We start from the raw sequence: 17,596 nt of genomic DNA, 5'->3' as shown, positions 1-17,596 counted from the left end.
CACTCAGCGCCAATCCGCCCGCCGGTTTTATCAGAGAGTAATTCGTGACCGCTTTTGCAACCCTGACATCCCTGCCAGCCAGCCAGATCGCCAATCTGAACGAGCTGGGCTACCACACTATGACCCCAGTCCAGGCAGCAGCACTGCCCGCCATTCTGGAGGGGAAAGACGTTCGCGCGCAGGCTAAAACCGGCAGCGGTAAAACGGCCGCGTTTGGCCTTGGCGTGCTGAATCGCATTGATGCCACGCAGTTTGTGACGCAGTCGCTGGTGCTTTGCCCCACGCGTGAGCTGGCCGATCAGGTGGCGAAAGAGCTGCGCCGTCTGGCCCGCTTTACCGCCAACATCAAAATACTGACCCTGTGCGGCGGACAGCCAATGGGCGCTCAGCGCGATTCGTTAGCTCATGCCCCGCATATCGTGGTTGGGACGCCAGGGCGTATCCTTGATCACCTCAAGCGTGAAACCCTGAAGCTGAACAGTATCACGACGCTGGTACTCGATGAGGCTGACAGGATGCTGGAAATGGGTTTCCGTGAGGATATCGATGCGATCATCGGGCACTGTCCATCGTCGCGCCAGACTTTGCTTTTTTCCGCCACCTGGCCACAGGATATTGCGCAGATCAGCAAGAAGATTCAGCGCGAGCCGCTAACGGTTGAAACCGACGTTGTCTCGGATTTACCGGCCATTGAACAGCAATTTTACGAGGCCGGTCCGCGTGAGAAGCTCACCGCGCTGGTCGGCCTGCTGAGCGAGCGCCAGCCTGCCTCCTGCGTCGTGTTCTGCAATACAAAACGCGAATGCGACGATGTGGCCCATGCGCTGGAAACTAGCCGCATCAGCGCGCTGGCGCTGCACGGCGATTTAGAACAGCGCGATCGTGATCAGGTGTTGATTCAGTTTGCCAACGGCAGCTGTCGCGTACTGGTTGCCACCGACGTTGCGGCTCGAGGTCTGGACATTAAAGCGCTGGCGATGGTGGTCAACTATCAGCTCTCCTTCGACCCGGAAGTCCACGTTCACCGCATAGGACGCACGGCGCGCGCCGGGGCAGAAGGGTGCGCGATCAGTTTTGTCGCCCCTGACGAGATGGTACGCGCTCATGCGCTGGAAGATTTTTTGCAGATGAAGCTGAACTGGGGCAGCGTATCCGCCCTGAAATCCGTGGCGGCGCAACCGCTGCCCGCAGAGATGGCAACGCTGAGCCTGGACGGTGGCCGCAAGGCGAAAATCCGCCCTGGCGATATTCTGGGTGCGTTGACCGGTGAGGGCGGGTTAAGCGGCGATCTGATCGGCAAAATTGATATTGCCCCAACTCAGGCTTACGTAGCTATCCGTCAGGAGCGCGCGCGCCAGGTCGTGAAGCAGTTGCAGCAGGTAAAGATTAAAGGTAAGTCCTGCCGGGCGCGTTTGCTTAAGTAGACCGTCGCGGGCTAAGGAGTCAAAGAAAGGCCAGATAATCTGGCCTTTCTTCCTGAACTTAGTTCAGAATTTATGAATTTCCGGCGGCTGAGCCAGCAGCGGTTCGGCGTCGGCCATCATGGTTTTGAAGTGCGGCTGGTCGCCGTGGATCTCGACGGCCTGTTCATTGCGCCAGGTTTCATGGAACAGGAAAACGTTGCCGTCCTCCACGCTGCGATAAAGATCGTAATGCAGACAGCCCGCTTCAGCACGCGCAGGCTTCACGCCGTTATTCAGCACCTTTTTCAACTCGTCCGCTTTACCGGGGCTGGCAGTGAACTTCGCCACGATGGGGATATTTTTATCTGTCATCCACTTCTCCTTACTGTTTACCTTGCACATCAGGCCGGAAAACCCGCCCCGAATACCTTACTGCATCTCAACTGACTGGACGCCTTTTATCTCCAGCAGTGCATCATAAATTTGATGCTGGGCGACCTTGCGAGACATGGTCACCTCGATCAGCATTTCGCACATTCCTGACTCTTGATCGCGGTTCACTACTGAGACCTGCCCGGTGCGAACATGTTCCTTCTCAAGCGCAATAAGCACCAGCGGCACGCTTTTGGGCTTGAGGTGGAAGATAAGCGTGTAATGGCGACCAATAAGCCAGTGGCTGATGCGGCGAAACGTCTCCAGTACGATCAGCGCCAGCAGGGTGCCGTAGATGCCAATTTCATACAGGCCGCTACCAATGACCAGGCCGATAGCGGCAGTGACCCAGAGACCGGCCGCCGTGGTCAGGCCTTTGACCACCTGTTTTTGGATAATGATGGTGCCGGCGCCTAAAAAGCCCATGCCGCTGACAACCTGAGCGGCAATACGGCTAGGGTCCAGGCCAATATGCGTCTGCGACAGGATATCGTCAAAGCCATATTTTGACACGATCATAAACATTGCGCTGCCTAAGCCTACTAGGATATGGGTGCGCAAACCGGCTTCTTTTGCCCGCAGCTGGCGTTCCAGGCCAATCAGACCGCCTAACGCGCCCGCCAGGGCTATTCGCAGCAGAAGATCCATTAACATAAATTATCCTTTTGATTTCGGGTGACTTTTAGCAGAAAACCTCGTTTGGTTATAAAATGAGACGACAGGCTATTGCTATTTCTTTCATTTTAATTTGGTAAATATTCGTGACAGCTCTCGACCCGCCTCAAATCGTAGCTTATGCTGGCTTTCTGCATAGTTATCATCCCCGGAGAACCAATGAAAGCAGTGACCTTTCTGCTTGCTGGCTGTGCGCTGTTGCTGTCAGCCTGTAGCAGTAGCGAAGCCGACAACGAACCGCCGCAGCAGGCTACCAGTGCGCACGTCATGCCAAGAGTGGTGATGTCGGAGTTTGCCGCCAGTACCTGTGCAAACGCCGGAGGCACGCTGGCCTTATCGCGCCAGCTGGACGGCAGCTCCGTCGGCATGTGCCAGATGGCTAACGGCCGCCGCTGTAGTGAAAATGCGCTGGCAAGCGGCACCTGCGCACGCTGAACCGGTCAGATTATGACCGGTTAGCATGACAATAATTATGCAGTCAGCTCGTTCGGGCAGGGCTGATTATTGGTTAATTGCTTAAGGTTTTCCAGCGTAGTCTCACCAATACTGGTCAGCGCTTCGGCGGTCAGGAAGGCCTGGTGTCCGGTAAACAGGACGTTATGGCAGGATGAGAGGCGGCGGAAAATATCATCCTGAATCACTTCGTTAGATTTGTCCTCAAAGAACAAATCGCGCTCGTTTTCATACACGTCCATCCCCAGCGCGCCAATTTTTTGCTGCTTAAGCGCATCAATGGCCGCCTTAGAGTCAATTAATCCGCCGCGGCTGGTGTTAATGATCATCACACCGTCTTTCATTTGCTCAAATGCCGACATATTCAGCAGGTGGTGGTTCTCCGGCGTCAGCGGGCAGTGCAGTGAAATCACATCCGCTTGCTGAAATAACGTTTTGATGTCGACGTATTCCGCGCCCAGCTCCAGCACCTGCGGGTTCGGCCAGGGATCGAAGGCCAGCTGCCGCATACCGAAACCTTTCAAAATACGCAGCGTAGCGAGGCCAATTTTCCCCGTTCCCACAACGCCGGCCGTGCGGCCGTGCATATTGAAGCCGATCAGCCCTTCAAGCGAAAAGTTGGCCTCGCGCGTGCGCTGGTAAGCCCGGTGGATATGGCGGTTTAGCGTCATCATCATGCCAACGGCGTGCTCGGCAACGGCTTCAGGAGAGTAGGCGGGGACGCGCACAACTTTGAGTCCCAGCGCTTTGGCGGCGTCCAGATCAACGTTATTAAACCCGGCGCAGCGCAGCGCGACAAATTTGATGCCCAAATCCGCCAGCGCTTGCAGCACGGCGCGGCTACCGTCGTCATTGACAAAAATGCAGACACCGTCGCAGCCCTCCGCCGTTTTCGCCGTGCGCTCGGTCAGCAGGAAATCAAAAAACTCCAGTTCAAAGCCGTAGTCTTTATTCACCTGCTCAAGATATTTCCGGTCGTACTGCTTGGTACTGTACACCGCAAGTTTCATGATCTCTCTCCTGTGATCGTAAAAGGGATGCTGCTGCCACCATAGTAACAATAATTCTCAACAAGCGGCGATAGCGACGGGGCAGGCGGTGAAAATTCCAGCGGAATACGTTGAATATTCGTTAAAAACTTCTCCCTTATGCCATTCCGTGCCATCATTTCCCTAATGATATTCACGGATGGAACTGAATGTTGACTGGCCTCTCACGCGGCTGGAGGGTGGCTGCGGCGGCTGTGCTGGCCGTTCTGCTACTCCTTGCCAGCCTGCTGCTGACCGTAACCCACTGGCTACCCAGGCTGGCAGGGCTGTGGCTTCCCGCCGGGACAACGCTGGCGCTGGACGGTCGTCCCCGCTGGCACTCTGGCGAGCTTGTTCTGCCCGCTATTCGCTACCTGGCGGCTGACTGCGAGCTGGCAACGGTTCAGGAGCTGGCGCTGGGACGTGTGGCGGGGCGCTGGAGGCTGAACGCTGCGCGCGTGAATATCGCCACCCCCTGCGCCAGCAAACTCCCCGCGAGCGAACAAACCAGCGCGCCTCGCTCGATCGCCGAGTGGCAGGCAATGCTGCCGCCGGTTGATCTGTCCATCGGCAGGCTATCCATTGATCCCTGGCAGACGTGGGCCGGTACGCTGACGTTAAACCTGGACGAGAACCGGCAAATCCTTCGCTATAACAGTCAGAATCTCTCGCTGGAAGGTGAGCTTCGTGGACAAGAGCTGACTATTCAGGCCCTCAAACTTAACGCGCCTGGCGTAGCCGATCCGATCGTGATTGCCGGTACGCTTAGTCTGCCCGCCATTCCTGATGCGCTGCCGGAGGCGGGAAAACTTACTGGCGACATGACCCTTCAGGGCGTTCCCGCACCGCTTAAAATTAACCTCGACTGGCAGAAACAGCAGGGGCAACTGGTGGTTCATCAGCAGGGCGATGACATTCCGCTGGCCACCTTGCCGTGGCAGCTATCAGATCGACAAATACTTATTCAACAGGGACAGTGGCGCTGGCCCTATGCGGCACAGCCGCTATCCGGCGGGGTAAACCTGACCGTTAACGACTGGCAGCAGGGGATCCCGAGGGCGGAAGTTAGCGGGCGGCTGAACGTGTTGACACAGGGACGAGGCGGCAAGGGCAACGTGGTATTGACCTTAGGACCGGGCCACCTGGACTGGAACAACAGCCAGCTGCCGTTTCGCTTAACGGGCGAGAGCAAACTTGCTCAGCTACAATTTTACGCCGGGCTGCCTGGCGAGATTCAGGGACCGCTGCTGGACCCCCAACTGCTGCTTAAGCCCGGCGCACTGCTGCGTATGCGCGGAAGGTTACTTTCCACGCTGGAAGTCGACGAGGCGCGCTGGCCGCTGGCGGGCGTGACCGTTTCCTCCGCCGGCGTTGATGGACGCCTTCAGGCGATCCTCACCGCCCATGAAACGCAGATGGGGCGATTCAGGCTGCACATGGACGGTCGCGCCAGCGATTTCTGGCCGGACAAAGGGCAGTGGCGATGGCGATACTGGGGGGAAGGTTATCTGACGCCGCTCTCCGCTAAATGGGATGTTAACGGGCGAGGGCGCTGGGAGGATCAGCTGATCGAACTCTCCTCGCTTTCTACCGGTTTTGACAAAATCAGCTATGGCAGCGTCAACGTTCAGGCTCCTCGCCTGACGCTGGAAGCGCCCATAAGCTGGCAACGGGATGACGCCAACCCTTCTTTTGCGGGCAAGCTACGCCTCAATGCTCAGCAGACCCGTTTTAGCAGCGGCGGCTACCTTCCACCTTCCGCACTGACGCTGGCGCTGAAAGGCCACGATCCTTCTGCCTTTATCTATAACGGCACGCTTCAGGCGCAGGCTATCGGACCGGTTCGCGTGCAGGGGCGCTGGGATGGTCAACGGCTGCGCGGCCAGGCCTGGTGGCCCCAACAGTCGCTTTCGGTCTTCCAGCCGCTGCTCAGCGACGATCTGAAGATGAAAATTCAGGGCGGCACGCTAAAAGCGCAGGTCGCCTTCTCCGCCGCTACCAACCAGGGTTTCGAGGCCGGAGGACATTGGGTGGTCAGCAACGGCAGCGTCTGGATGCCCGATAACGAAATCAACGGAATTGATTTTTCCCTGCCGTTCCGCCTGAAGGCGCAGCAGTGGTATTTCGGCGCCAAAGGGCCGGTTTCACTGCGCATTAAAGAGGTCAGTAACCAGTTTGCCATGCACAATATCACGGCCGATTTACAGGGCTGGTATCCGTGGAACGACGTTCAGCCTCTGCGGCTAAGCAACGTGGCGGTTGAGGTGCTGGGCGGGCAGCTGAGGCTGGAAAGCCTGCAAATGCCGCAGAAGGAAGCCGCCACGCTGCGGCTAAACAACATCAGCATGAGTGAACTGGTAACGGCGATGAAGCCGAAGCAGATCGCGATGTCCGGTCACATCAACGGCGCGCTGCCGCTATGGCTGAACAACTCCCGCTGGCTGATCAAGGACGGATGGATAGCCAATAGCGGTCCGCTGACGGTGCGGCTGGACAAAGATTTTGCCGATGCGATTGCCAGCGGCAATATTGCCGCCGGCGCGGCGATGGACTGGCTGCGCTATATGGAAATTTCCCACAGCTGGGCGACGATCGACATTGATAATCTGGGCGCGATGACCATGAAAGCGCAGGTCAACGGCACCAGCCGCTTTAGCGATAAGGATCAGCGCGTGACGCTGAACTATACGCAGCAGGAAAATCTCTTTCAGCTGTGGCGCAGCCTGCGCTTTGGCGATAATTTGCAATCCTGGGTAGAGCAAAATGCCGCGCTGCCGACTAAAAAGGAAAACTCCCATGAAAAGCATTAGCCTGCTGATGCCTGCCGGAATACTGCTGCTTAGCGGCTGCGTGCCGCGTATTGAAGTCGCCGCGCCGAAAGAGCCGATCACCATCAATATGAACGTTAAGATTGAGCATGAAATTCATATTAAGGTCGATAAAGACGTCGAGGCGCTGTTAAAAAACCAGAGCGGTCTGTTCTGAGGAGAAGACTATGAAGCAGATGAAAAGCATCGCGCTGTGCCTGCTGTTGCTGTCGCCGGCCGCGATGGCGCTGACGCTGGATGAGGCGCGCCAGCAGGGGCGGGTTGGCGAAACGTTGTCCGGCTATATCTCGGCGCGCGCTCAGGACAGCGAAACCCAGGCGCTGGTTGAACGCATTAATCAGGGGCGGCAGCAGCAGTATCAGGCGCTGGCTCAGCGCAACAACACCACCGTCGCAGAAGTCGGAAGAATTGCGGGACAGAAGCTGATTGAGCGCGCGGCGGCTGCCGGGCAATATGTTCGTGGCATCAACGGGCAATGGATGAAGAAAGATCCGTAAACGGCGGCCAGCTTGCGCGGCCATAAAAAAAGGGTTTATGCGTACGCATAAACCCTTTTACACTCTTTTCGGTTCACTCAGCTATAGCGCTGAGCATTTCCGATGCTAAATACCGCTGTGTTAAGCAGCAACGATCTGATTCAGCACTTCTTTAGCGTCGTTAGCCGCTTTGGTAGCCACTTCCGGGCCGTAAGCGATGCCTTCCGCGAAGACAAACTTGACGTCTGTCATGCCCAGGAAACCAAGGAACAGTTTCAGGTAAGGGGTCAGCAGGTCGCTTGGGGTATCTTTATGCACGCCGCCACGGCTTGAAATCACTACCACTTTCTTTCCGGTGACCAGGCCTTCAGGGCCATTCTCGCTGTAGCGGAAGGTCACGCCAGCGCGGGCAACCAGGTCAAAGTAGTTTTTCAGCTGGGTAGGGATGTTGAAATTGTACATTGGTGCCGCAATAACAATGGTGTCATGCGCCTGTAATTCAGCAATCAGCTCATTGGACAGGTCCAGCGCTTCCTGCTGACGCGGGGTCAGGGTAGCATCGGAAGGGCGCAGCGCACCTACCAGTTCTCCATCCAGTACCGGAATTGGATTAGCAGCCAGGTCGCGAACGGTAATGTCGCTGCCACCGTGAGCGGCTTTCCACTCTTTAACAAAGTGATCGACCAGCTGATTTGACTGAGAGTAACCGGCCAGAATACTGGATTTCAGAACTAAAACTTTGCTCATGATAATTTCCTGTGTGATTGCGAAAGGGGTTCCGCTCAATGATTTACACTTTAGGGGGAAATATTCCTCAGTGATAGCGCAATATTCTGAGGCCTATGTTCGAAATTACTGAACAAGCTTACCTGACTGGTTCCCCGGCTAAGTGGTTGTCTGTGCTACACTACGCAAAATTTTATTCATCCAAATCATCTGTTGTTTGCCGTAATGACGGCAGTTAGCGAGCTTATTAGCCTATGTCGACGACACCACAATCCCCTCTTGCCGCACTCTTTCCACGCCTGGAGTCGCTGATGCTGCGCGACCGCCAGCGTCTGCAAAAGCGGCTGCACGGGGCCAAAAAAGTGAGCAAGCCCGCCGCGCTTCAGGCGATTGCGGAGGAGCTGGCTGCAGAAATTAATCTTGCTGAGCAGCGGGTTGCCTCGCGCCGGGCGGCGACGCCGACCATCAGCTACCCGGAAAATTTACCGGTCAGCCAGAAGAAGCAGGATATCGCCGACGCGATCCGTGACCATCAGGTGGTGATTGTTGCCGGGGAAACCGGCTCAGGTAAAACCACTCAGCTTCCCAAAATCTGTCTGGAGCTGGGCAGAGGGATTACCGGGCTAATCGGCCACACCCAGCCAAGGCGTCTGGCGGCGCGTACGGTGGCTGACCGTATTGCCGATGAGCTGAAAACCAGCCTGGGCGGCAGCATTGGTTATAAGGTGCGCTTTAACGATCAGGTTAGCGAAACCACCCAGGTGAAGCTGATGACCGACGGCATTCTGCTGGCTGAGATCCAGCAGGATCGCCTGCTGATGCAGTACGACACCATCATCATTGATGAAGCCCACGAACGCAGCCTGAACATCGACTTCTTACTGGGCTACCTGCGCGAGCTGCTGCCGCGTCGCCCGGACCTTAAAGTGATCATCACCTCGGCGACTATCGATCCGCAGCGTTTTTCCAGACATTTTCACAACGCGCCGGTAATTGAAGTGTCCGGAAGAACTTATCCGGTGGAGGTTCGCTACCGGCCGGTAGTGGAAGAGGCCGACGATACCGACCGCGATCAGCTTCAGGCCATTTTTGATGCGGTAGACGAGCTGGGTCACGAGAGCCGGGGCGACATCCTGATCTTTATGAGCGGCGAGCGGGAAATCCGCGACACCGCCGATGCGCTGAACCGTCGCGATCTGGCCCACACGGAAATTCTGCCGCTGTACGCGCGGCTGTCAAATGCCGAACAGAACCGCGTGTTTCAGTCCCATACCGGCCGCCGGATTGTGCTGGCGACCAACGTCGCGGAAACCTCGCTTACGGTGCCGGGGATAAAGTACGTGATCGATCCGGGGACGGCCCGCGTCAGTCGCTACAGCTTCCGTACTAAAGTGCAGCGCCTGCCGATTGAGCCGGTTTCTCAGGCCTCCGCCAACCAGCGCAAAGGCCGCTGCGGCCGCGTCTCTGAAGGGATCTGTATCCGGCTTTATTCAGAACAGGACTTCCTCGGACGCCCTGAGTTTACCGATCCGGAAATTCTGCGTACCAACCTGGCTTCGGTCATTTTGCAGATGACCGCGCTGGGGCTGGGCGATATCAGCGCTTTCCCCTTTGTGGAAGCGCCGGATAAGCGCAACATTCAGGACGGCGTGAAGCTGCTTGAAGAGCTGGGCGCTATCACTCAGGGCGAAAACCAGCACTACAAGCTGACCTCTTCCGGCCGCTCGCTGGCTCAGCTTCCGGTCGACCCGCGGCTGGCAAAAATGGTGTTGGAAGCCCAGCGCTATGCCTGTATGCGTGAAGTGATGATCATCACCGCCGCGCTCTCTATCCAGGACCCGCGTGAGCGGCCGGTAGATAAGCAGCAGGCCTCTGACGAAAAGCACCGTCGCTTTGCCGACAAGGAGTCAGACTTCCTGTCGTTCGTCAATCTCTGGGACTATTTGCAGGAGCAGCAGAAAGCGCTGTCCTCCAGCCAGTTCCGCCGGCTGTGTAAAATGGAATTTTTGAACTACCTCCGGGTGCGGGAATGGCAGGATATCTATACCCAGCTTCGCCAGGTGGTCCGTGAGCAGGGCATCCCGTTGAACAGCGAACCGGCGGATTTCCGTGGCGTGCATACGGCACTGATGACTGGCCTGCTCTCCCACATTGGGCAGAAAGATGCCGACAAGCAGGAATTCACTGGCGCACGCAACGCGCGCTTCTCGATTTTTCCCGGCTCCGGCCTGTTCAAAAAGCCGCCTAAATGGACTATTGTCGCCGAACTGGTGGAAACCAGCCGCCTGTGGGGGCGCATTGCCGCCCGCATCGATCCTGAATGGATTGAGCCGGTAGCACAGCATCTGATTAAACGCAGCTACAGCGAGCCGCACTGGGAAAAAGCCCAGGGGGCGGTGATGGCCAGCGAAAAAGTGACCCTTTATGGGCTGCCGATTGTTGCTGCGCGAAAAGTGAATTACGGTCAGATCGATCCCGCTTTGTCGCGCGAGCTGTTTATCCGCCACGCGCTGGTTGAGGGCGACTGGCAGACGCGCCATGCTTTCTTCCGCGCTAACCTTAAACTGCGTGAAGAAGTTGAGGAGCTGGAGCATAAGTCGCGCCGCCGCGATATCCTCGTGGACGATGAGACGCTGTTTACCTTCTACGATCGGCGCATTCCGCAGGAGATTGTTTCGGCACGCCATTTCGACAGCTGGTGGAAGCAAACCGGCCGCGAGCAGCCGGAACTGCTTAACTTTGCTAAAGAGATGCTGATCAAAGAGGGGGCAAACCACGTTAGTCAACTCGACTATCCCAACTTCTGGCAGCAGGGCAACCTGAAGCTGCGCCTCAGCTATCAGTTTGAGCCGGGAACCGACGCCGATGGCGTGACGGTGCACATTCCGCTGCCGCTGCTGAACCAGGTAGAAGAAAAAGGGTTCGAGTGGCAGATCCCCGGCATCCGGCGCGAGCTGGTTATTGCGCTGATCAAATCGTTACCGAAGCCGGTGCGCCGTAATCTGGTGCCTGCGCCCAACTATGCCGATGCTTTCCTGGGGCGCGTAACGCCGCTGGAACTGCCGCTGCTGGAAGCGCTGGAACGCGAATTCCGCAGAATGACCGGCATAACCATTGACCGCGAAGCGTGGCAGTGGGATCAGGTGCCCGATCATCTTAAAATCACTTATCGGGTGGTCGATGAAAAGAACCGCAAACTGAATGAAGGACGCGACCTTGCCGGGCTTAAGCTACAGCTGAAAGATAAAGTCCAGCAAACGCTGTCGCTGGTGGCGGATGACGGGCTGGAGCAAAGCGGCCTGCATATCTGGAGCTTTGGCGATTTGCCCGATCACTTCGAACAAAAGCGCGGCAACTACAGCGTGAAGGCCTGGCCTGCGCTGGTGGATGAGAAAGACAGCGTGGCGATCCGCCTGTTCGACACGCAGCATGAGCAGCAAAAGGCGATGTGGCAGGGACAACGACGCCTGCTGCTGCTGAATATTCCGTCGCCAATAAAATACCTGCATGAGAAGCTGCCGAACAAGGCCAAGCTGGGGCTCTATTTCAACCCTTACGGCAAGGTGCTGGATCTGATTGACGACTGCATTGCCTGCGGCGTGGACAAGCTGATTGCCGAACACGGCGGCCCGAGCTGGCTGGAAGAAGGCTACGCCAGGCTGCATGACAAGGTGAGGGCGGAGCTGAACGACACGGTGGTGGACATTGCGCAGAAGGTGGAGCAGATCCTGAGCTCGGTGTTTGCGATTAACAAAAGGCTGAAAGGCCGGGTGGATATGACCATGGCGCTGGGGCTGTCTGATATTAAGGCGCAGATGAGCGGACTGGTTTACCGTGGCTTCGTCACGCAGAACGGCTGGAAGCGCCTGTCGGATACCATACGTTATTTGCAGGCAATTGAGCGCCGTCTGGAGAAACTGCCGGTCGATCCGCACAGCGATCGCGCCAGAATGTTGAAAGTTGAGGCTATCCAGCAGGCCTGGAACGTCTGGTTCACCAGGCTGCCGCCGGTGCGACGGGAGGATGAGGACGTGAAGGACGTGCGCTGGATGATTGAGGAGCTGCGGGTAAGCTATTTTGCCCAGCAGCTTGGCACGCCCTATCCGATATCGGAGAAGCGTATCCAGCAGGCGATGGATGAGATCGTGAGCTAACAAAGCAGGACGGCGTAAAGCCGTCCGTCTTTTTTATTCTTGCGCCAGCGCTTCCAGATTGTCGCGGAAAGCGGTAACGGCAATGGCGCGGTTATCCGCCTGATAGCGATCTTTAGCCGCCGGAGCCGAGCTCTGTACGGCGATCAGCTGCCACGCACGATCGACCTGAAGCAGCAGCGGCGAGCCGCTATCGCCGGGGAGCGTGTCGCACTGGTGCGACAGCACGCCTTTCTGCGCCCAGCCGGTGACCAGGCAATCGCTGTGAGAGTAGAGCGTATCGAGGTGATCCAGCGGATACCCAGCCTGCGTCACTTTGCGGTCCTGCACCTTCAGCGCGGCCGTTAAATCACCGCGGCTGCCGTCGAACAGTGGGATCGGCGTAATACCCGAAGGGGGATTGCGTAAGATGATCAGACCATAGTCGTAGGGCGCGGCGGAAGAGGGCACGATCCAGCCGTCACCGTCGGCCTTGAGCTTTTTACCCAGCTCGGGATCAACACGGGTTTCAATATCATGAATATCGTAGCGCCAGCGGCCCTTGCCGTTGGCAATAAACCGCAGGGCGACAGCCTGGTCAATTTTGCCTGGCGGCGCCAGCAGGCAGTGCCCTGCGGTTAACACCAGGTGAGCGGAGATGAGGGTTGCGCTACAAAGGTTGCCGCTCGCCGTTTCCAGCTGACCAATCGCTTCCCAGGGCTGGCTGGCGGTATCCGCCACCGCTTTACGATCGTCCTTACCAAAGAAGAGTGTTTTGACGTCGGCCGCGCTCGGGCTTTCATCATCATCATCCGCGTGGGCATACAACGAAAAAGCTAAACATCCGATCAAAAATACAGCTGTCAGGCGCATGTTTCTCTCTGAGTGGAGAATAAAAAATAGGGGTTAACCACGGCGTGATAATAACTATAGACGGATCGTCGTAAAAAAGGGAGTTTAATTCGGAATATCAGCACGCTACAAAAACTACAGGTAGAAGCTGACGGCAATCACGCCGCAAATGATCATACAGCCCAGGATAATTTCGAATAAATAGCGACGCACCATCATCCGATACTCCAGGAAAGAAACACCCGGAAAGATCCGGGTGTTTGAGTTGAACCATGATGAGGGAAGCAAGGCCCCCACTTCATAAATTACGCTTTAGGCGCAGCGGCTTTCTTGGTCACTTTCTTGTGATGCACTTTTTTAGCAGCCTGGGCTTTCTGAGCTACTGGCTTCTTAGCAACTTTCTTGTGATGCACTTTTTTAGCAGCCTGAGCTATCTGAGCTACTGGCTTCTTAGCGACTTTCTTGTGGTGTACTTTTTTAGCAGCCTGGGCTTTCTGAGCTACTGGTTTCTTAGCGACTTTCTTGTGGTGCACTTTTTTAGCAGCCTGAGCTTTCTGAGCTACTGGTTTCTTAGCGACTTTCTTGTGGTGCACTTTCTTGGCAGCCTGAGCTTTCTGTACGGTCGCTTTCTTATGTTTTTTGTGGTGCTTAGTCGTGGTAGCTTTAGCAGGAGCCGCAGTAGTAGCAGCAGGCGTAGTGGCTGGCGCGGCGGTGGTATCAGCGGCAAAAGCAACTGAAGACAGACCCATAGCAGCGGCTACAACCAGAGCAAATAATTTTTTCATTGCAAAACCCTCAAATTTTAGTTCATGTGTCAGCCCACTGCGGGGCCGGTGAAGCCACTATATGAGAAGCAGGAAGGGCTTTCAGTGAGTGATTGGTATCGGCATGTAACGGATTGTACGAACGATTCTGTAGAAAAAAGGAGGTGGCGGCCGCTGGTTTTAACACTGAACGGCCGCAATGTTGCACAGGATCAGAGGCCGTTCAGATAACGGTTTTCAAGGTGCTGACGGAAGTATGCCGGATTGAGATCTTCGCCGGTAGCGTTCTCAATCAGCTGGCGGGTGCTGAAGCGACTGCCGTGCTGCCAGATGTTCTGTCGCAGCCAGTCGAAGACCGGCTCCAGATTTCCCCTACGCAGCAGATCGTTGACCTGAGGCAGCGCCTTCTTCATCCCCTGGAACAGCTGCGCGGCGTACATCGCGCCCAGCGTATAGGTGGGGAAGTAGCCAAACGCGCCGTCGGTCCAGTGGATATCCTGCATACAGCCGTCGCGATAGTTGCCGGTGGTATCCATTCCGAGCAGCGACTGCATTTTTTCCTGCCACAGCGCCGGAATATCGTCGACGTCAATATCACCGGCGATCAGCGCCCGTTCGATTTCGTAACGCAGAATGATATGCGCCGGATAGCTTACCTCGTCGGCATCAACGCGGATCAGACCCGGTTTCACCCGCTGGTTGAGGGCGATAAAATTCGACTCATCCAGCGCTGGCCCGTCGCCGATCAGCAGCTTAACCTGCGGCAGCAGCAGGCTGAGAAAGTCAGCGCTGCGCCCCAGCTGTTTCTCAAAGAACAGGCTCTGCGATTCGTGAATAGCGGTAGAGCGCGCGTGGGAAACCGGTTGGCCTGCCCACTGTTTCGGCAGATTTTGCTCATAGCGCGCATGGCCCGTTTCATGGATAACGCCCATCATGGCGCTGATAAATTCGTTCTCGTTGTAACGCGTGGTGATGCGCACGTCCTCCGGCACGCCGCCGCAGAAAGGATGCGCGCTGACGTCAAGGCGACCGGCGTTGAAGTCAAAGCCGAGCTGCTTCATCACCGCCAGGCTGAGCTGCTTTTGCGATTCGATGGCAAATGGGCCGACCGGCACATCCACCGTTTCCTGAGCCTGTTTCTCAACAATGCGTTGCAGCAAAGAAGGCAGCCACTGTTTGATCTCGCCGAAGGTCTTATCCAGCTTCTCGCTGGTCATGCCTGGCTCAAAGATATCCAGCAGCGCGTCATACCGCGAGCAGCCGTTGGCCTGGGCGCGGATCTCGGCTTCCTGACGGCTCAGCTTCACCACCTCTTTCAGGTTTTCCGCAAACCCCTGCCAGTCATTAACCGGGCGCTGCTGACGCCAGGCGTGTTCACAGCGGGAACCGGCAATCGATTTGGCCTCGACCAGCGACGCTGGCAGCAGGGCGGCCTGCTGCCAGGCCCGGCGCATCTCGTCCAGATTGGCGCGCTCAACATCATTAAGCGGGTCCTGAGCGGCCTGGTCCAGCCACTGACCGACCTCCTTCGCCGTCAGGATCTCGTGCTGTAGTACGCTCAGTTCGGCAAGGGCCGCACCGCGCGCCGCGCTGCCTCCTGGGGGCATCATGGTCATCATGTCCCAACCGCTGATGGCGGAAAGATGGCTGAAACGGGAGAGGCGGGTAAAGGTGCGGGTTAAATTCTCGTAGGCAGATGACATAAAGTTCCCTTAAATAAGTGACGCGCCGTCAGGAAACGCGTTGAGAAGTTAAAGGTAAATTAACTGGCCAGCAAAAGCGAACGCTGGCGCCGCCAAGCGGGCTGGCATCAATCAGTACGTAGCCGCCAAACGCCTGGGCGATAGAGTGGACAATCGCCAGCCCAAGGCCGCAGCCGCCGGTCGCACGATCGCGGCTGGGGTCCAGACGAACAAAAGGCTCAAACACGCGCTCGCGTTCGTCAGGCGGAATGCCCGGTCCGTCGTCCTCGACCTGCAGGCAGGCCATGTTGCCGTCAAACCACAGCCCAACGCGCAGACGCTGGCTGGCGTAGCGCAGCGCATTGTTTACCAGGTTGTCGAGCACTCTCTCCATCAGCCGGGTATCCGCCACGCCGTAATTCTGCCGCTGGGGCATATCCAGCTGAATATCGAAATCCGGCTGCACAGAGCGCATATCCTCCATCCGCTCCTGTAGCCACCCGGCCAGATCCAGCGATTGCAGGTTCAGATCGACTTTCGGGCGGTCGAGTCGGGCATAGGTTAACAGCTCTTCAATCAACGCCTCCAGCTGACCAATATCCCGGTTCAGTGCCGACGCTTCGGCGTCGGTCAGGTTATCGCTCATCTCCAGGCGATAGCGCAGTCGCACCAGCGGCGTTCTCAGCTCGTGCGCGATGCCGTCAATCAGCTGTTTCTTACTGGCGACCAGCGTGTTGATATTATCCGCCATCTGGTTAAAGGCGACGCCAAGACGCAGCAGGCTGGAGGTGCTGTCAAAATGAATACGTTCATTTAGGTGCCCCTGACCGAAGCGCTGGGCGGCTGTCTCCAGCCTCAGCATGTCCTTCCAGTGCGGGCGCATCCAGATAAAGACCGGCAGCGCCAGCGAAATACCGATAAAGGCCAGCAGCGCGATATCAAGGATGCGCATCTCGTGCAGGAAGAACAGATAGGGGATTGGTCCGACGGCCAGCACGTAATGGCTGCGGGGAATGTGCTGGAGGAAAGTGTACTCATCCTCCAGCGCCACAATCTCGCCCGCGCGCAGGCGGTGGAGGGTGACCGGGTCCAGCTGATAGTTGCTCATTGGCTCAATGTGCAGCTTGAACGACAGGTTCAGATCCAGGTTATCAATGGTTTTATTCCAGTCGCGAGGCGGGATTTCACGCAGCTCGCTGCGCATCAGATAGAGCGAACTTTTCATCAGATCGTCCATCGACTGGCGTCCGGCACGCTCGGCGGTGAACTTGTACACCAGGCCAACCAGCATCGCCATCACCAGAAAGCAAACGAACAGCAGCAGGTAAAACTGAATAAACAGCTTCTTCATTTAGCGTCCCAGGCGTGTGGTGCAAACAGGTAGCCTTTGTTGCGAATGGTTTTGATGCGATAGGGCTCGGTGGCGCTGTCCAGCAGCTTTTTGCGCAGCCGCGAAATGGCCACGTCAATACTGCGATCCATGCCGTCGTAGCTGACCCCGCGTAATGTCTTCAGCAGCGCGTCCCGGTTGAGGATCGATCCTGCATGGGTTGCCAGCTCCCACAGCAAATCAAAATCGGCCGTGGAAAGGGCAATCACCTCGCTTCCCAGCGTCACCTGGCGGTTAACCGGATCGATAGCCAGGGTGCCAAACCGCAGCGCGTTCTGGCCTGCGACCTTAGGCGCGATTTCATCGTTCTGACCACTGCCGCTGCCAGCCTGGCGCAGATGCAGCCTCAGCCTTGCCAGCAGCACGGCGGGGGGCGTGGTTTTCAGGATGTAATCGTTAGCGCCCATTTCCAGCGAAAGAATATGGTTCATATCGCTGTCCAGCGAAGTCAGCAGGACGATGGGACCGGACCACGCCTGTCCGGCTCGGAGATCCCGGCACAAGGTCATCCCATCTTTTCCCGGCAGCATAATGTCCAGCATCACCAGATCCGGCCTGGCGGCAGCGATAGTCGCTTCCGCGCGATCGCCGCGGCTCTCTACAATCACTTCAATATCATGACGACTCAGGTAGGCGGCAATCAGCTCGCCAACGTCCTGGTCATCCTCAACGAATACAATTTTGTTCATTGGGGCGTTCTTCTTGAATGGAACGGCAAGATTACTCTTTGTTAAACTTAACTACTATTACCCGCCGC

General features: G+C 56.8%; 16 protein-coding genes. 6 read left to right on the top strand and 10 right to left on the bottom strand.

The window, feature by feature from the left end:
- Positions 1 to 44 precede the first annotated feature (44 nt).
- The gene (dbpA, locus tag NG99_RS20650; protein ID WP_034897153.1) at positions 45 to 1,424 is read left to right on the top strand and encodes an ATP-dependent RNA helicase DbpA; all 1,380 of its coding nucleotides are present in this window, start codon (positions 45 to 47) and stop codon (positions 1,422 to 1,424) included.
- A 63-nt stretch (positions 1,425 to 1,487) separates the two neighbouring features.
- Here dbpA and NG99_RS20645 read toward each other — a convergent pair whose 3' ends face one another.
- Both NG99_RS20645 and NG99_RS20640 read right to left on the bottom strand, forming a co-directional pair.
- On the bottom strand, positions 1,488 to 1,775 hold the full coding sequence (locus tag NG99_RS20645) for a putative quinol monooxygenase (protein WP_034897150.1): 288 nt from the start codon (positions 1,773 to 1,775) through the stop codon (positions 1,488 to 1,490).
- A gap of 57 nt (positions 1,776 to 1,832) precedes the next feature.
- Positions 1,833 to 2,489, bottom strand: a complete 657-nt coding sequence (locus tag NG99_RS20640) for an MgtC/SapB family protein (protein ID WP_034897147.1) — start codon at positions 2,487 to 2,489, stop codon at positions 1,833 to 1,835.
- A 180-nt stretch (positions 2,490 to 2,669) separates the two neighbouring features.
- Between NG99_RS20640 and NG99_RS20635 the strand changes: the two genes are divergently transcribed.
- A complete protein-coding gene (locus NG99_RS20635) occupies positions 2,670 to 2,945 on the top strand; it encodes a putative hemolysin (RefSeq protein ID WP_034897144.1) in 276 nt (91 codons plus the stop codon).
- 35 nt (positions 2,946 to 2,980) lie between these two features.
- On the opposite strand, the gene NG99_RS20630 is transcribed toward NG99_RS20635, so the two are convergent.
- Positions 2,981 to 3,973 (bottom strand): 2-hydroxyacid dehydrogenase, encoded by a 993-nt coding sequence (locus NG99_RS20630; protein ID WP_034897141.1) that lies wholly within the window; start codon positions 3,971 to 3,973, stop codon positions 2,981 to 2,983.
- Between the two features lie 188 nt (positions 3,974 to 4,161).
- Between NG99_RS20630 and NG99_RS20625 the strand changes: the two genes are divergently transcribed.
- Genes NG99_RS20625 through NG99_RS20615 form a run of 3 tightly spaced genes read left to right on the top strand, consistent with a single transcriptional unit; the run spans position 4,162 to position 7,316 of the window.
- The gene (locus NG99_RS20625) at positions 4,162 to 6,801 is read left to right on the top strand and encodes a YdbH family protein (protein WP_034897139.1); all 2,640 of its coding nucleotides are present in this window, start codon (positions 4,162 to 4,164) and stop codon (positions 6,799 to 6,801) included.
- Entirely contained in the window at positions 6,788 to 6,976 is a 189-nt protein-coding gene (locus NG99_RS20620; RefSeq protein WP_034897137.1) for a YnbE family lipoprotein, read from the top strand. Before NG99_RS20625 ends, NG99_RS20620 begins: the two co-directional genes overlap by 14 nt.
- A gap of 10 nt (positions 6,977 to 6,986) precedes the next feature.
- Positions 6,987 to 7,316 (top strand): YdbL family protein, encoded by a 330-nt coding sequence (locus NG99_RS20615; RefSeq protein WP_034897135.1) that lies wholly within the window; start codon positions 6,987 to 6,989, stop codon positions 7,314 to 7,316.
- A 120-nt stretch (positions 7,317 to 7,436) separates the two neighbouring features.
- Here the strand turns inward: NG99_RS20615 and NG99_RS20610 are convergent, their stop codons facing one another.
- Positions 7,437 to 8,042, bottom strand: a complete 606-nt coding sequence (locus NG99_RS20610) for an FMN-dependent NADH-azoreductase (RefSeq protein WP_034897132.1) — start codon at positions 8,040 to 8,042, stop codon at positions 7,437 to 7,439.
- A 233-nt stretch (positions 8,043 to 8,275) separates the two neighbouring features.
- On the opposite strand from NG99_RS20610, the gene hrpA reads away from it, so the two are divergent.
- Positions 8,276 to 12,175 carry an ATP-dependent RNA helicase HrpA gene (gene hrpA, locus NG99_RS20605; RefSeq protein ID WP_034897129.1) on the top strand — a complete coding sequence of 1,300 codons (3,900 nt, stop codon included), beginning with the start codon at positions 8,276 to 8,278 and terminating at the stop codon, positions 12,173 to 12,175.
- A 33-nt stretch (positions 12,176 to 12,208) separates the two neighbouring features.
- On the opposite strand, the gene NG99_RS20600 is transcribed toward hrpA, so the two are convergent.
- The 6 genes from NG99_RS20600 to rstA form a co-directional block, all read right to left on the bottom strand.
- Complete coding sequence (locus NG99_RS20600; RefSeq protein WP_034897126.1) at positions 12,209 to 13,024, bottom strand: trypsin-like serine peptidase; 816 nt, start codon at positions 13,022 to 13,024, stop codon at positions 12,209 to 12,211.
- 114 nt (positions 13,025 to 13,138) lie between these two features.
- Positions 13,139 to 13,219 carry a small membrane protein YdgU gene (gene ydgU / locus NG99_RS30510; RefSeq protein ID WP_456297743.1) on the bottom strand — a complete coding sequence of 27 codons (81 nt, stop codon included), beginning with the start codon at positions 13,217 to 13,219 and terminating at the stop codon, positions 13,139 to 13,141.
- Between the two features lie 89 nt (positions 13,220 to 13,308).
- Positions 13,309 to 13,788 (bottom strand): acid resistance repetitive basic protein Asr, encoded by a 480-nt coding sequence (asr, locus tag NG99_RS20595; RefSeq protein WP_034897123.1) that lies wholly within the window; start codon positions 13,786 to 13,788, stop codon positions 13,309 to 13,311.
- Between the two features lie 191 nt (positions 13,789 to 13,979).
- A complete protein-coding gene (locus NG99_RS20590) occupies positions 13,980 to 15,470 on the bottom strand; it encodes a carboxypeptidase M32 (RefSeq protein WP_034897120.1) in 1,491 nt (496 codons plus the stop codon).
- 28 nt (positions 15,471 to 15,498) lie between these two features.
- Positions 15,499 to 16,800 (bottom strand): two-component system sensor histidine kinase RstB, encoded by a 1,302-nt coding sequence (gene rstB, locus NG99_RS20585; RefSeq protein WP_034897117.1) that lies wholly within the window; start codon positions 16,798 to 16,800, stop codon positions 15,499 to 15,501.
- A complete protein-coding gene (rstA, locus tag NG99_RS20580; RefSeq protein WP_034897114.1) occupies positions 16,797 to 17,528 on the bottom strand; it encodes a two-component system response regulator RstA in 732 nt (243 codons plus the stop codon). The genes rstB and rstA overlap by 4 nt, the downstream gene beginning before the upstream one ends.
- Positions 17,529 to 17,596 lie beyond the last annotated feature (68 nt).

This window comes from Erwinia typographi (genome assembly GCF_000773975.1).
GTDB lineage: Bacteria > Pseudomonadota > Gammaproteobacteria > Enterobacterales > Enterobacteriaceae > Erwinia > Erwinia typographi.
The sequence above is the reverse complement of the archived record's forward strand: the minus strand, read 5'-3'. Positions and strand labels throughout refer to the sequence as shown.

Bases quoted from the DNA above. Each gene is read 5' to 3' on its own strand.
- NG99_RS20645 (WP_034897150.1), bottom strand. From the start codon at position 1,775: ATGACAGATAAAAATATCCCCATCGTGGCGAAGTTCACTGCCAGCCCC.
- NG99_RS20640 (WP_034897147.1), bottom strand. From the start codon at position 2,489: ATGTTAATGGATCTTCTGCTGCGAATAGCCCTGGCGGGCGCGTTAGGC.
- NG99_RS20635 (WP_034897144.1), top strand. From the start codon at position 2,670: ATGAAAGCAGTGACCTTTCTGCTTGCTGGCTGTGCGCTGTTGCTGTCA.
- NG99_RS20630 (WP_034897141.1), bottom strand. From the start codon at position 3,973: ATGAAACTTGCGGTGTACAGTACCAAGCAGTACGACCGGAAATATCTT.
- NG99_RS20625 (WP_034897139.1), top strand. From the start codon at position 4,162: ATGTTGACTGGCCTCTCACGCGGCTGGAGGGTGGCTGCGGCGGCTGTG.
- NG99_RS20620 (WP_034897137.1), top strand. From the start codon at position 6,788: ATGAAAAGCATTAGCCTGCTGATGCCTGCCGGAATACTGCTGCTTAGC.
- NG99_RS20615 (WP_034897135.1), top strand. From the start codon at position 6,987: ATGAAGCAGATGAAAAGCATCGCGCTGTGCCTGCTGTTGCTGTCGCCG.
- NG99_RS20610 (WP_034897132.1), bottom strand. From the start codon at position 8,042: ATGAGCAAAGTTTTAGTTCTGAAATCCAGTATTCTGGCCGGTTACTCT.
- hrpA (WP_034897129.1), top strand. From the start codon at position 8,276: ATGTCGACGACACCACAATCCCCTCTTGCCGCACTCTTTCCACGCCTG.
- NG99_RS20600 (WP_034897126.1), bottom strand. From the start codon at position 13,024: ATGCGCCTGACAGCTGTATTTTTGATCGGATGTTTAGCTTTTTCGTTG.
- ydgU (WP_456297743.1), bottom strand. From the start codon at position 13,219: ATGGTGCGTCGCTATTTATTCGAAATTATCCTGGGCTGTATGATCATT.
- asr (WP_034897123.1), bottom strand. From the start codon at position 13,788: ATGAAAAAATTATTTGCTCTGGTTGTAGCCGCTGCTATGGGTCTGTCT.
- NG99_RS20590 (WP_034897120.1), bottom strand. From the start codon at position 15,470: ATGTCATCTGCCTACGAGAATTTAACCCGCACCTTTACCCGCCTCTCC.
- rstB (WP_034897117.1), bottom strand. From the start codon at position 16,800: ATGAAGAAGCTGTTTATTCAGTTTTACCTGCTGCTGTTCGTTTGCTTT.
- rstA (WP_034897114.1), bottom strand. From the start codon at position 17,528: ATGAACAAAATTGTATTCGTTGAGGATGACCAGGACGTTGGCGAGCTG.